The sequence below is a fragment of the Vibrio gallicus genome, from assembly GCF_024346875.1.
In the GTDB taxonomy this organism is placed as follows: domain Bacteria; phylum Pseudomonadota; class Gammaproteobacteria; order Enterobacterales; family Vibrionaceae; genus Vibrio; species Vibrio gallicus.
Map to the genome: position 1 here is coordinate 952,280 of NZ_AP024872.1, position 14,325 is coordinate 966,604.

Annotated in this window: 10 protein-coding genes and 1 pseudogene; 8 read left to right on the forward strand and 3 right to left on the reverse strand. The window is 43.3% G+C overall.

Going from position 1 to position 14,325, the window contains the following annotated elements:
• Positions 1-78 precede the first annotated feature (78 nt).
• The 5 genes from OCU28_RS16015 (at position 79) to OCU28_RS16035 (ending at position 6,825) form a co-directional block, all read left to right on the forward strand.
• On the forward strand, positions 79-1,869 hold the full coding sequence (locus OCU28_RS16015; RefSeq protein WP_261817880.1) for a diguanylate cyclase domain-containing protein: 1,791 nt from the start codon (positions 79-81) through the stop codon (positions 1,867-1,869).
• An 88-nt stretch (positions 1,870-1,957) separates the two neighbouring features.
• Positions 1,958-3,790, forward strand: a complete 1,833-nt coding sequence (locus OCU28_RS16020; RefSeq protein ID WP_261817881.1) for an ABC transporter ATP-binding protein — start codon at positions 1,958-1,960, stop codon at positions 3,788-3,790.
• Positions 3,791-4,101: 311 nt separating this feature from the next.
• On the forward strand, positions 4,102-5,142 hold the full coding sequence (astA, locus tag OCU28_RS16025; protein WP_261817882.1) for an arginine N-succinyltransferase: 1,041 nt from the start codon (positions 4,102-4,104) through the stop codon (positions 5,140-5,142).
• A gap of 20 nt (positions 5,143-5,162) precedes the next feature.
• Positions 5,163-6,524, forward strand: coding sequence for an N-succinylarginine dihydrolase (gene astB, locus OCU28_RS16030; protein WP_261817883.1), 1,362 nt, complete (start codon positions 5,163-5,165; stop codon positions 6,522-6,524).
• Positions 6,525-6,630: 106 nt separating this feature from the next.
• Positions 6,631-6,825, forward strand: a complete 195-nt coding sequence (locus tag OCU28_RS16035) for a hypothetical protein (RefSeq protein ID WP_261817884.1) — start codon at positions 6,631-6,633, stop codon at positions 6,823-6,825.
• A 556-nt stretch (positions 6,826-7,381) separates the two neighbouring features.
• Here OCU28_RS16035 and aroG read toward each other — a convergent pair.
• Both aroG and OCU28_RS16045 read right to left on the reverse strand, forming a co-directional pair.
• Positions 7,382-8,434 (reverse strand): annotated as a pseudogene (aroG, locus tag OCU28_RS16040) (3-deoxy-7-phosphoheptulonate synthase AroG).
• Between the two features lie 210 nt (positions 8,435-8,644).
• Positions 8,645-9,529: a LysR family transcriptional regulator gene (locus OCU28_RS16045; RefSeq protein ID WP_261817885.1), complete on the reverse strand. Its 885-nt coding sequence runs from the start codon at positions 9,527-9,529 to the stop codon at positions 8,645-8,647.
• An 81-nt stretch (positions 9,530-9,610) separates the two neighbouring features.
• On the opposite strand from OCU28_RS16045, the gene OCU28_RS16050 reads away from it, so the two are divergent.
• Both OCU28_RS16050 and OCU28_RS16055 read left to right on the forward strand, forming a co-directional pair.
• Positions 9,611-10,786 carry a multidrug effflux MFS transporter gene (locus OCU28_RS16050; RefSeq protein ID WP_390623839.1) on the forward strand — a complete coding sequence of 392 codons (1,176 nt, stop codon included), beginning with the start codon at positions 9,611-9,613 and terminating at the stop codon, positions 10,784-10,786.
• 148 nt (positions 10,787-10,934) lie between these two features.
• Positions 10,935-12,128, forward strand: coding sequence for an ISL3 family transposase (locus OCU28_RS16055; RefSeq protein ID WP_261816841.1), 1,194 nt, complete (start codon positions 10,935-10,937; stop codon positions 12,126-12,128).
• A 13-nt stretch (positions 12,129-12,141) separates the two neighbouring features.
• On the opposite strand, the gene chrA is transcribed toward OCU28_RS16055, so the two are convergent.
• On the reverse strand, positions 12,142-13,287 hold the full coding sequence (chrA, locus tag OCU28_RS16060; protein WP_261817887.1) for a chromate efflux transporter: 1,146 nt from the start codon (positions 13,285-13,287) through the stop codon (positions 12,142-12,144).
• Between the two features lie 81 nt (positions 13,288-13,368).
• Here chrA and OCU28_RS16065 point away from each other — a divergent pair, with 81 nt between their 5' ends.
• Positions 13,369-14,325, forward strand: coding sequence for a LysR family transcriptional regulator (locus OCU28_RS16065; RefSeq protein WP_261817888.1), 957 nt, complete (start codon positions 13,369-13,371; stop codon positions 14,323-14,325).

Here is a 14,325-nt window from a genome sequence, read left to right on the forward strand (position 1 = left end):
CACTAATATCAGCCACTAAGAAGTGCTCAATATGTAATCCTGCTGAGCTCGTAAAATTGACAGACCAATAATATAACAATGTCTTTACCTAAATTCTTAATTGGCTCCCTCAAGCCCTGCGTCATTGGATTGATTCTATTGGTCGGATATACCAGTATCCATCAATATCAAACCAATAAAGAAAACATCTATACACAAGCGCAAGCAAACCTACGCACTGCGACCAAGCTTGCTCGTGAACAGATGAAAAACAGTACCAGCAATTTCCAATTGCTTAATAACGCATGGGAAAAAGGCGGGGATACAGCAGCAAACCAGACCGCTTACCAGATCATCTCTGGTAACCAGAACTTTGCTGATATTATTAGGTTCGATACTCAAACCCTCACCGCCATATCTGAAAAGCAAGCTCATCTCGCAGAACAAAATGGGAATCAAGTTAAAAGCTTTAGTTTACCTAATCTTAGCTGGACCGCAGTAACGATTGGGCAGCATATCTATCAACTCTCAAACATGTATAAAAACCTTTCAGGACGCTGGGTTTTTGCATTAACTCAAGACCAAACAGGGCTTGCTCCAAGTTATTATATAGAGTTTGATTTGCTGTATATGACGCAGCTATTTATCGATATTCGAACGCTAGACCTTGGTTTTGTCTTTATTTTTGATAGAGATTCGGGACAAATTTTATTTCACCCCCATCCCAACCGAGTAGGCCACACAGCAACAATTTATAATGACGAGCTTATTGACCGCTTGAAACACAACGAGCTTGTGGGTCGAATTAGCTACTACTTTGAAGACCAATATAAAATAGCTGAATACAACGCCTATAACGATTTTAATTGGGTGTTTGTTTCAGGCGCATTACGCTCAGATATTGTGGCTTATACCTATGTTCACTTTCTGATATTTTTTGTATCTATTACTCTGATTTTTATAATCTTTGCAATTCATTATTTGATTCAAAATCTGAGAAAAGAGCTACGTCTTCTCTCAAAATCAATGAATGTATTGGAGGCCAAGAACCAAGCCTTACTGATATTTAATAAGTTCTGCACCTCAAAGCGAGTCCAACTGTGCCTGTTTGAACACGAATCATGCAGTTTCTTTAAGGTTGATTTTAATGGCAATAAGCAAGCAATACTCATAGATAAACAATACGCGATGCAAACGGCTCGCAACAATACCCAATACTATAGATCAATCAATGATGACGTACTTGCTAAAAAGCTTCAGTTTAACAATCGCTATTTCAGGGTGCCTCTTTTTGGCCGAGGACACTTGATTGGAGTAATTTTTGTAGAGCGCAGTTTTTCAACGAGCGCAGGCTTGATTAATCTACTAAAAACCTACATTGAAAGTACGATCTGCAACGTATTACTCAATGAACAAATTTATTTGCAAGATACGCTAACCGGACAAAATAACCTGCTGACGATGCGGGCGCGTATTCACGACAATCTCGAACAGTCCAATCGCTACCTTATTACGCTTAATATTGATAACTTGAGAGATATCAACTACAAACATGGTTATCTATGTGGCGATCAAATCATTATTTCAGTTTCTGACCTAATTGATGTAGTCGCATTAAATAGCCTATGTCGAGCACGCATTGGAAGTGATGAATTCAGCGTACTAATCAAAGCTTCCAGCCATAACCATGCCCTAGAAGTGGCAGAAGAAATACGTAAAGCAATTGAAGCATTTTCGTTCGTTTATATGGATAGCACCATATCTTTCACTGCCAGCGTAGGTGTCAGTTATATCCATGATGATGTTGATAAATCACTGCGCCTCTCGCAACAAGCCGTAGAGAAAAGTAAGCATAACGGCAGAAACCAAACCACTATGAATGTGCTGTAAGCTGTAATAATACTTTACGCGACAAGCATGTATCTATACTCATCCCTGCCTAGCAGGGATGAGTCGTTTTATCATTTTGGAAAATAGTATGTATAAAATTTTCGAAGGGTTCACTAAAGCCTTCCCTAAACAAGAGCCCGAACAGCCACCGACAACAATGTTTGCCTTCTGTCGCTATTATACGAAAGGCTTTGAAAAACCCTTACTGCTAATGGCTCTACTTAGCACTGTTGTTGCCATCGTAGAGGTATCCTTATTTGGCATGATGGGGCAACTTGTCGATTGGCTCGGAAGTAGTGATCCAACTACTTTCTTACATGACAACTCAAGCACCCTTATAGTCTATGGAGTACTGCTGCTGGTTGTTATGCCTATATTAGTAACCGCTCACTCACTCATACAACATCAGACCCTACTGGGTAACTATCCTATGTCGATTCGATGGATGGCACATAGATACCTATTAAAACAAAGCGTGACCTTTTACCAAGACGACTTTGCGGGCCGAATCGCAACCAAGGTAATGCAAACATCACTATCGGTACGTGAGACGGTTATGAAAACCTTAGATGTTTTCGTTTATGTCTGTGTTTACTTTACTTCGATTATCGTTTTACTAGCTCAAGCAGATTATCGCCTAATGTTACCTATGCTAGTGTGGTTGCTGGCGTATATTGCTATTCAAGTTTACTTTGTTCCTAAGCTTAAAGCGGTCTCCTCAGAACAAGCCAATGCTCGCTCTACCATGACGGGTCGTTTTGTTGATAGCTATACCAATATCAGCACAGTAAAGCTGTTCTCTCATAGCCAGCGAGAAACGGAATATGCTGAGCAAGGCATGAAAGGCTTTCTTGATACGGTTTATCGCCAGATGCGCCTTGTGACTGGGTTTAATGTCACAGTCGAGATCGTCAACTATATTCTCGTATTTGCTATAGCTGCTATCTCAATCATGCTATGGATGGACAACGCCGTATCCGTGGGCGCCATTGCGATTGCGATCAGTTTAGCGCTTCGCCTAAACGGTATGTCAATGTGGATTATGTGGGAAGTTGGTGCTCTTTTTGAAAATATGGGAACCACAATTGATGGTATGTCGACCCTTTCTAAACCCGTAGATATCCAAGATAAAAAAGATGCTAAACCGATTCAAGTTTCCCAAGGCGGCATTAAATTTGAAGATGTAAGCTTCAACTATGGCGAAAATAAAGGCGTTATAAATCATTTGGATCTAGAGATTAAGCCTGGTGAAAAAGTTGGATTAGTAGGTCGCTCCGGCGCAGGTAAATCGACTCTAGTAAATCTACTGTTACGCTTTCATGATGTGGAAGCAGGCAAGATCAAAATTGATGGTCAGGGAATCTCAGACGTTACTCAAGATTCTCTACGCAGCAAAATCGGTATGGTGACCCAAGACACCTCTTTATTGCATCGTTCTATCCGAGACAACATACTCTACGGCAACCCTGACGCTACCGACGAGCAATTAATAGCGGCAACAACTCAAGCACATGCGCACGAATTTATTGAAACTCTAACCGACCCATTTGGTAATACTGGTTACGACGCTCAAGTTGGGGAGCGTGGGGTTAAGCTTTCTGGTGGCCAAAGACAACGAGTCGCAATTTCTCGAGTACTACTAAAAGATGCGCCAATATTGGTATTAGATGAAGCCACCTCAGCCCTTGATTCTGAGGTTGAAGCGGCTATCCAAGAATCTTTAAACGAATTGATGGAAGGTAAAACGGTTATTGCCATCGCACACCGACTATCGACAATAGCGGCAATGGATCGCCTTATCGTACTCGACAAAGGCAACATCATAGAACAGGGTTCCCATCAAGAACTTATCGCCCAAAAAGGCATCTATGCTCAGCTATGGGCCCACCAAACCGGTGGATTTATTGGTGAGCAAGCCTAAATAAAACAATTACGGCTACTCTTTTGAGTAGCCGTTTTTCTATTTTTCGCCAAGTGTTTATTAGTGCGCATCGTCACAAAACTAACAATCAACGCTGCTATAGTTCATTAGTTCATTCCCTTAATAATTAGTCACTCTGCTCCTAGATTACCTTACACACAATACGCACTTTTTAGCATATTTATTGACTCGTAATGCATAAATGCAATTCCAAATAGAAACATCCTCCACCTTATAGGGTTTACTGCCCTTGATAAGCATGTCTATGTCTGTATTTTGAGGCAAAGGATTTTATACAGGACTCAGGGATAATGCTGATAATACGCCCTATAACAGAGAACGACCGTGAAGGACTCACCGAGCTTGCCAAACAGACTGGCACTGGTTTCACCTCTATGCAAGATTGCCCGCGACGCATTGAAGATATGATCGCATCCGGTTGCGCTGCCTTTGAGAGTGGTGAGCCGCTAGAAGATGGCTACTACCTTTTTGTAGCAGAAGATTTAGAACAAGACCGACTAGTAGGCACCTGCGCTATACAAGCAGGCGTCGGCCTTAGTGACCCTTTTTATAGCTATCACCTCGATACCACGGTTCACGCCTCTCGTGAGCTCAACGTATACAGTAAGGTGCAAACCTTAAGCCTCAGTAACTTTCATACCGGATGTACTGAAATGTGTACCCTTTTTCTACTTCCTGAAGCGCGTAAAGGGTTTAACGGGCATTTACTCTCAAAAAGTCGCTTCTTATTCATGGGACAAAATCAACACAGGTTTGATTCAACGGTTATTGCTGAAATGAGAGGATTCAGTGACCAAGAGGGTAGCTCTCCTTTTTGGGAAGGATTAGGGCGTCATTTCTTCAATCTAGATTTTGCAACCGCAGACAAATTGTCTATGCATGACAAGGTTTTTATCGCAGAACTCATGCCTAAAAACCCTATATATACCAATTTGTTACCTTCAGATGCACAACAGGTTATTGGGCATACCCACCCGCATACCCTACCCGCAAGAAAGCTCTTAGAGTCGGAAGGATTTAGATTCAACCATTACGTAGACATATTTGACGCAGGCCCAATGCTTGAAGCCCAAGTTGGTGATATCCGCTCTGTTCGCGAGCAGCGACGTCTGACCGTCGTCGTCGATGATACACAGCGCTTATATTCGAGTAACCCGTTAATGCTCAGCAATGGAAAGATCAAAAACTTCCGAGCATTAGCAACTAAGCATGCTCAGATCATCAATGATAGCCTCTATCTAAACGCTTATATCGCAGACACGTTACAGCTAAAACAAGGTGATATCGCCGCCGTAGCCCCACTCTTTATTTCAGCAATCGCCGCCGAATAGTTCATGTTTAAGGAATCACAATGAATCACCCACTATCGTACGTAGAAGCAAACTTCGATGGACTAGTTGGACCAACTCATAACTACGCTGGCTTATCAGGGGGCAATCTCGCTTCCTTAAGCAACAAAACCAAGGCTGCAAATCCTAAGCTTGCCGCAAAGGAAGGCTTAAAGAAAATGAAAACCCTACATGACTTGGGCATGGTACAAGGAGTTATAGCTCCTCTATCTCGACCAGACTTAGGTCAACTACGAGAGCTTGGGTTTTCGGGCACTGACGCTAACGTATTAAAGAATGCAGCTAAGCACTCCCCAGCCCTACTGGCTGCCTGTAGTTCCGCCTCCAGCATGTGGACGGCAAATGCCGCTACAGTTTCACCAAGTAGTGATACCAAAGATGGTCGACTGCATTTTACCCCTGCCAATCTGGTCAATAAGTTTCATCGCTCTATAGAACATCAACAAACTGGGCGTATCCTGCATGCTATGTTTAATGATGAAAGCCACTTTGCACATCATAAAGCCCTGCCTATGAGTAACTATTTTGGTGATGAGGGCGCAGCAAACCACACTCGATTGTGTCAAAACTACGCAGACCATGGAGTAGGTTTCTTTGTTTATGGCGAAAGGGCGTTCGACAATAATGCTCCCAAACCTAAGCTATATCCTGCTCGCCAAACCTTTGAAGCTAGCAGCGCGATTGCTCGTACCCATGGGCTAGACGAGCACAAAGTTGTGTACGCACAGCAAAATCCACAGGTTATTGACGCCGGCGTATTCCACAATGATGTCATCGCTGTGGGTAATCGCAATGTTTTATTTTGTCACCAGCAGGCTTTTCTAAACCAAGACTCAGTATATCAACAACTCACTGATGCAATGGGTGAGACGCTAAACATCATCGAGGTTCCAACGCAACAAGTAGCAATATCAGATGCTATTTCAAGCTATCTGTTTAACAGCCAATTGCTGTCACTGCCAAATGGTGAAACGGCTCTAGTGGTTCCGCGAGAATGTGAGCTAAACCCTAACGTAAATAACTATCTAAACCATCTTATCGCAGAGAGCCGAGGGATAGACAAATTACTCTGTTTTGACCTAAAGCAAAGCATGCAAAATGGTGGTGGGCCTGCGTGTCTACGCTTGCGTGTGGTGTTATCTGACCAAGAAAGGGCTGCGATGAACAGCTCGGTAATTATGAATGACACTCTGTTTGAGACCCTTAATCAATGGGTCGAACGTCACTATAGAGATCAAGTCTATTCCCAAGATCTCATCGACCCGAGTCTAATGACCGAAAGCCAAACGGCTCTAGATGAATTAACTCAGCTTCTTAACCTAGGCTCAGTCTATGACTTTCAACAAATAGGCGCAGTACGTTAAAACCCCAGAACACCAACAACACATTAATTAACAAACAACCAACAATAGCGCCCATTATATTGATCTGTGTCATTTTAGTGGGCTGAGATTAACTGTATGTTTAATTTTGTGGACAAAATGTAAATTACCAAGATGTTACACAGATGTATGCGTCAATGGACTGTGGTATCACTATGACCACTGCGGAACCAAAGCCTATGTGTTAAGAGGTGGCTCATCTCCCGAGATAAATCTCGCGACAGAACCTAAAACTGAAAATGAATTAGTCCAATTGCTAGAGCAATGCGGATACAGTAAATAAAGAGTGTATCGGTTCTATAGTTCATCGCTATAGAACCGCATTTCCGTTCCCACTTCCTCGCGCTGGCGGGGATCTGTAGGCGCGTGAACCCTAACTAAGTCCGCAACACCAAAACCACTACCGTGCCACTAAAGATGCCGGCTTAAAACACCACCGGCATGACGGCGTTGAGTACACTGCGCCCTTTCGTCTTCCCCGCGTAGGCGGGGATCTGTAGACGCGTGAACCCTAACTAAATCCGCAACGCCAAAACAAATACCGCGCCACCACAGATGCCGCCCTAAAACACCACCGGCATGACGGCGTTGAGTGCACTGCTACATAGCTACATACCTACATACCTACATCGATTCGACACCACCACGTCTCCCCGCGCAGGCGGGGATCTGTAGACGCGTGAATCCTATCTAAGTCCGCAGCAACAAAATAAATACCGCACCACCAAAGATGCCGGCCTAAAACACCACCGGCATGACGGCGTTGAGTGCACTGCTACACCGCTACACCGCTACATCGACTCGACACCACCACGTCAATTCAGAAACGACTCCCCTGATTATCCCTCACGGCGCTTAGCAACTGCTTTTGCTAAGCGGCGCAGAGCAACTTCGGTGTCTTCCCAGCTAATGCAGGCATCGGTAATGGACTGACCGTAATTTGGAGCAACGCCTTCTACAAGGTCTTGTCTCCCTTAAACTAGATGCGATTCAATCATCACACCAAATACCGCTTTGTCGCCAGATTCAATCTGCCCAGCAACGTTTTCATTAACTATCATTTGACGCTGATATTGCTTAGAGCTATTTGAGTGGCTTAGATCGATCATTATTTTCTGGCGTAGACCTGAAGCTTCCAGCTTAGATTTTACTTCGGCTACATGCTCTTCGCTGTAGTTTGGCTCTTTACCACCACGCAGAATTATATGGCAGTCAGGGTTGCCGGCTGTCTCCACAATTGCCGAATGACCGTGCTTGGTAACTGAAAGGAAATGGTGTGAGGATTCCGCAGAGCGAATAGCGTCTGTGGCAACTTTGATATTACCATCGGTGCCATTTTTAAAGCCAACTGGGCACGAGACTCCAGATGCCAGCTCTCGGTGAACCTGAGATTCAGTAGTACGAGCACCAATTGCGCCCCAACTAATAAGGTCACCTACGTATTGTGGAGTAATCATATCCAAGAACTCACCGGCAGTAGGTAGCCCCATATCCGTTAGATCAAGCAGTAGCTTTCGTCCCATGCGCAAGCCATCATTAAGCTTATAGGTATTGTCTAGATACGGGTCATTGATCAGCCCTTTCCAGCCTACCGTTGTACGTGGTTTCTCAAAGTAGACTCGCATCACCACTTCAAGATCATCGCTTAATTCATCGCGTAACTGCTTAAGACGCTTGCCATATTCTATAGCCGCCTCGGTATCGTGAATCGAGCAAGGACCTACCACAACCAATAGACGGTCATCCTTATCGTTCAAAATATCATGAATGGCTTTACGCGAATTAAAAGTGGTGGTTGCAGCGTTATCAGTTGCTGGAAAACGCTCTAAAATTGCTATTGGTGGCAGCAGTGCTTTTACTTTATTAATACGGACGTCATCGGTTTGATACATAGCTAATGATCCTTACTTTGATTCATACAGCAGCTCATAAATATCGTTTTTCAACAAAAGCAGTGCTACTTAGTTAATATAATTGTCTCTTAAAAAATCAACTTAACTAAGACAAACTGCAGTTGCAAGCACTCAGTTAATTAAAACGCAATTTTTTGGCATAAAAAATTATGCCATTGAATTGTAAAGAATAAATTACACTAAAATTAACTATTCATTCCTGAGAGATAGCTGCTGTTGAAGGTAGTCCAAAAATAATCGCGTACGGGTATGCTCATAATCAAGCTTGGGGTAATACGCATAAATCGCCATATCCTTTATATAAACTTCAGGCAAAATAGGAACCAAAATACCCTGTTTCAGCTCTTGTTGAATCATTACTGAGTTGGTAGGCAAGATCCCCATGCCATTCTTCCCGGCATGGAATAGAGCCTCAGGATTGGTTGTAGCAAAGTTACCGGACACTGAGATACGCTTTCCTCCAACCAAGGTAAATTCTCGCTGTAGTTGTTCACTAAACATCAATATATTGTGTTGCTGTAGCGCCTCTATCGATTTCGGTTCACCATATTTTTCTAGATATGACGGTGCAGCGTAAAAACGGAATTTATCTTCAAATAACCGTTTTGAACGAAAGCTCAATGAATTGAGTTGCTCTATCTCTCTGCTTATAAACAAGTCTAAACTCATCTCCGGCAACTGCCCTGGGACTGTGGTAATCAATTGAATGCGGATATCGGGATAGAGCTGTAAAAAACCATCAATGTAGTGCAATAAAAATTTAGCCCCCACAGCTAAGGTCGCACCAATCCTTAGTAGACCTACAGGCGCTTCATTAACCGAGCGTGTTTCATCAATGATGGATTGAAAGTTAGCTAAGGATTGTTTCATACGCTTGTAAAACAACGCGCCGGCTTCGGTTTGCGTTACATTTCGAGTAGTTCGCTTCAATAGCTGCGTGCCAACTCGATCCTCTAGCCAATGTATGCGCTTACTAACCGCAGAGCTTGTGGTCGACATTCGTCTAGCCGCACCATTAAAGCTTCCCTCTTCAACAACCATCACATAGCTACGAATACTCTGAATCCAATCCATATTAGTTCCTATTGGGAAACAATCTAATTCCTAAATGGTTAATTATCATCTAAAGAAAATCAATATAGAATTCAATCTATGATAAAAAAATCCAAGATGAGCCTCATTCCCCTTATGCTCGCAATGCTAATCATTGCGACAGGACAAGTAGGTGTGAGCATTTACTTACCTTCCCTCCCTTTAATTAGTCAAGATTTAGGAATCTCTAAAACAGATTTACAATCGATAGTAACCCTGTTTTTGGTTGGCTTTGGCTTATCACAGCTTTTTTATGGTCCCTTATCTGATGCAATCGGACGCAAACCAGTATTTTTGCTAGGTCAGGTTATCTACCTACTCGGTACACTGCTTTGTGTATGTTTCGCCGATACCATTTGGGCATTGGATACAGGTCGACTTATTCAGGGGTTAGGCGCGGGCAGTGCTTCTGTTTTAGGACGCAGTATCTTACGTGACAGCTATGATGGTGGACAATTAACCAAGGCGTTATCATACCTATCTATTACTGCCTCTATCTTACCGATAGTCTCTCCGGTGTTGGGCGGATGGATTGCATTTCATCTCGGGTGGCAGGCTGTCTTTGTATTTGTATTAGCCTATCTAGTGACCATTTTTATCGTCGGATGGTGGGTGTTACCTGAGACCTTACCCTATCCTAAAAAGCGCTTTCAACTGCGTCATGTTGCCAAAAAGTACCTTGAACTAATTCAGAATCCGCAAGTTATCAGCAGTGCATCCTACAACTGGCTTAGCTACTTAGCGGCGCTGGTTTCTCTTTCTTTAATGCCCTACCTTATCCAACATCAACTCGGTATGAATGCCGCAGATTATGGTGGCGTGATGATCATTCCATCGCTTGGGTTATTGTGTGGCAGTATTTTGTTAAACATATTGAATAGACGCTTTAGTACCCGCCAACTGCTCGGACTAAATATCTGTTTGTTTATTTTTGCTGGCTGCTGGTTACTACTAACCCCGTTTAGCATCTTTAACTTAATATGGTCATTTACATGGATAGCGGTTGCTCAAGGGCTCGCCTTTCCACTTTCGATCAGCATGCTACTCAAGCCACATAAAAAAGATGCCGGCTCCGTTTCGGCTTTAGCAGGCTCTATCCAAATGTGTTTGGCGGGATTTTTTGGTAGTTATCTAGTGGGAAGCTGGGTATCAGATCAGGCAGAATTAGGTATCTTCTATGTGGTAATCGGTTTGGCTATGGCCCTGATATTAAGTCAAAATTTGGCTAAACAAGACTAACTGCTGTCGATAATTAGCCTTGTAGAACACGATACCCTACAAGGCTAAAAATAAGGTTCATCGCGGATTAGTGGGAACTGAAAACAAAAACGGTAGTTAGTGGTAAGGTTACATCGCCAAACACAACCTTTCACAAACTACCGTTTTCATGCCGAATAATACTTTCCTATCGTCGTTCTGGGAAGGCTTTCAGATCGTAAAGTCTTATAAAACTGATTCATTAATCTCTATCACCTTAATTCCTGATACCCCTGCATACTGTTCTTGTGGTCAAGTTTCTGACTCTATTCATGACACTCAGTGGCGAACGCTTAAGGATGCGATGATGCTAGGCACACCCGTCGAATTACTCGTTCAAACTCGGCGCATCAGGTGTTCAAATTGTGGTATCAAGACTGAGTCTATTTCTTGGGTTAAGCCATATTCTCGCCTTACCAATCGGCTGATTGATTACATTGAGAATCTATTACCATTGCTACCCATCAAACACATTTCAGAGCTTACTGGGGTGCACTGGCACACCATCAAAGAAATAGATAAGCAACGTCTGAAGCGTGTCGTACCTGAGGTTCCTTGGGGTTGTTTGCGTCAACTGGTCATGGATGAGTTTGCCATATTCAAGGGGCATCGTTACGCCACTGTTATCGCCGATGCACAAACGCATCAAGTACTTTGGATTGGTCTAGGTAGAAGTCGTAAAGATATACGTCCGTTCTTTGAAATGCTTGGAGAGCATGCTCAAAATATCGAAGTTGTGGCAATGGATATGAACACCGCTTTTGACCTAGAGGTTCAAGCTCATTGTCCAAAGGCTTGTATTGTCTATGACCTTTTTCATGTCGTCGCTAAGTTTGGTCGAGAAGTTATGGATAGAGTTCGAGTAGATCAAGCCAACCAACTTAAAGATGACAAAAGTGCACGGCGTTGGGTCAAGCGCTCACGTTGGGTATTACTGAAAAATAGAGAGAACTTAAATACTAAGCAACAAAGTTACCTGGATGAAATACTTGCGGTTAACCGTGACTTAATGGTGACCCATTTACTTGGTGCTCAGCTCAAGGAGCTCTGGTACTGCGACTCGGAAAAACAAGCCAAAGACCTTTGGGAAATATGGTGGCAGCAAGTCCATGAAAGCGGAGTAAAACCGCTCATAAACTTCGCTAAAAAGCTGAAACCGTACCTTCATGGGATAGTGTCTTCAGCTTTGTATCATTTAAATACATGCACCTTGGAAGGGATTAATAACAAGATCAAGCTAATCAAAAGAATGGGCTATGGGTACCGAGATACGGATTACTTCTTTATGAAGATAAAAGCGGCCTTCCCCGGAAAGCCGCGATGAACCAAAAATAAGCCTAAAATAGAGACAAAACCACACCATAACCAATGAAACATGCTACTAGGCCAACGATAGGCAGCTTCATTTGCTTTAATAAGAACAAGCCAATCAAGACTACAGCCATATCCTGCGCACTCATAATCGAATTAACAAATATCGGCTGATATAAGGCTGCGATCAATAACCCAACAACTCCCGCATTTACCCCTTTTAGCGCAGCAGCAACCGTAGGAATACTCGCTACGGCTTTCCAGTTATGGATAACGCTTAGAACCAATAGAAAACCCGGTAGAAAAACAGCAAAGGTAGCCACAATCGCACCCACAATAGGTTGCTGAGGATACAGTTCATAACCCAAGTATGTGGCAAAGGTAAACATCGGCCCCGGAACAGCTTGAGCCGCCGCATACCCGGTTAAAAAGCTATCTGTAGTTAACTGATCGCCAATCAGGTTTTGTAAAAGAGGCAGTACTACATGTCCCCCACCAAACACCAAAGATCCCACATAGAAAAACTCGTGGAACAAGTTAGCGATAGTCCCTTGAGAAGCAAATGCGGAGCCCAATAATAAGATGCCTACAAATATGAACAGAGGCGCTAACTGCAACCTAACCTTCTTTTGAGGGCTGTCGCTATTGTGAGGCTTAAACCAAAAAGCACCTACCATAGCGCAGCTTAGCAATGCGATAACCTGTGCCCCAATTCCGCCAAATAGCAGCATACACACCGCGACCATCATACATAGCCCTATGGTTTGCTTGGTTTGACAAAAGCTTCGGTACATCCCCACGATAGCATCTGCCACCACGACTACCGCTAGCAATTTAAGAGCGTGTATTACACCAATAAAAAGTGACGTCTCCAGCAAACTGCTACTTAGCACTGCCAGTGCAATCATTAAAATGATAGAGGGCAAGGTAAATCCAAGAAATGCCGCGCACGCACCGGCTATCCCGCCTTTCTTATAGCCCAATGCAAAACCAACCTGACTCGAACCAGGGCCTGGAAGAAACTGACTCAAAGCGACTAGTTGGGCATACTCTTCATCACTGAGCCACTCCCTTTGCTCAACAAAGGTTTTACGAAAATAGCCAATATGGGCAGCAGGTCCACCGAAACTGACCCACCCCAACGCAAAAAAGATCTTAAAAATGGAAAACATTAGCAAAAACCTATTAAAGAAACTTTGCATAAACTAAGCCATACACATATATGATTCAAATTGATAGAATTGATAATCTATATGAACAAAATAGATTCGGGGTTACATGTGACAGATATTAACTGGAAAGGGATCGACCTCAATCTCTTGATAGCCTTTCAAGCCTTACTTAAGACTCAAAGCGTCTCTCAAGCAGCGCATGAGTTGCATATTAGTCAGTCTGCGATGAGTCACAGCCTAGCTAGACTAAGGCAAATGCTCAATGACCCCTTGTTCCATCGCCAAGGTCATAAAATGGAGCCCACAGAAAGAGCACTACAACTGGCTAGCGATGTACAGCTGGTGATCCGTATTGTTAAAAACAATATCCTCAATTCCGAACCGTTCACCGCACAAAGTTACACTGGAAGCTTTAAAATAGGTCTAACCGACTACGCTGAATTTGTGTTTGCTCCACAGATTTTTGACCAGATTTGTGCAAAAGCACCCAATGCAAAAGTAAGCTTTATTAGGGTAAATCGACACAATCTAGCAGAAGTCGTAGAAAAAGAGCGATTAGATCTGGCAATCGGAAGCTTTCCTTCGCTAGCCGAGGGGTTTGAATCCCAACCTTTATACCAAGAAAGCCATGTTTGCTTATATGATACCGCAGCAACTGGGGTTGAACCCCCACTAAATCTTGAGCAATTTTGCCAGCTTCCTCACGCTTTAGTCAGTCCTGATGGCAGTTGGAAAACCGGTGTTGATGATGCCCTTAAGCACTATAATAAAACCCGAACCGTGCAGGTTCTATCGCAAAACTTTTTGACTATTGGTCAGCTCATTAAAGGGCGCAATCTTACTTGCATCGTGCCAAAGCTAATGTCTATGATACCCTTCATTGCCGAAGGGCTTACCCGCTGTCAGCCGCCGATAGAGGTCAATGATTTTACCATCAGTATGTTGTGGCGTAGCAACGCCTCAAATGCAGATAAACAACAATGGCTTCAGCACTGCGTAGCAAGCGTAATTAACCCAGACTTCTCAATCAAGGAATAA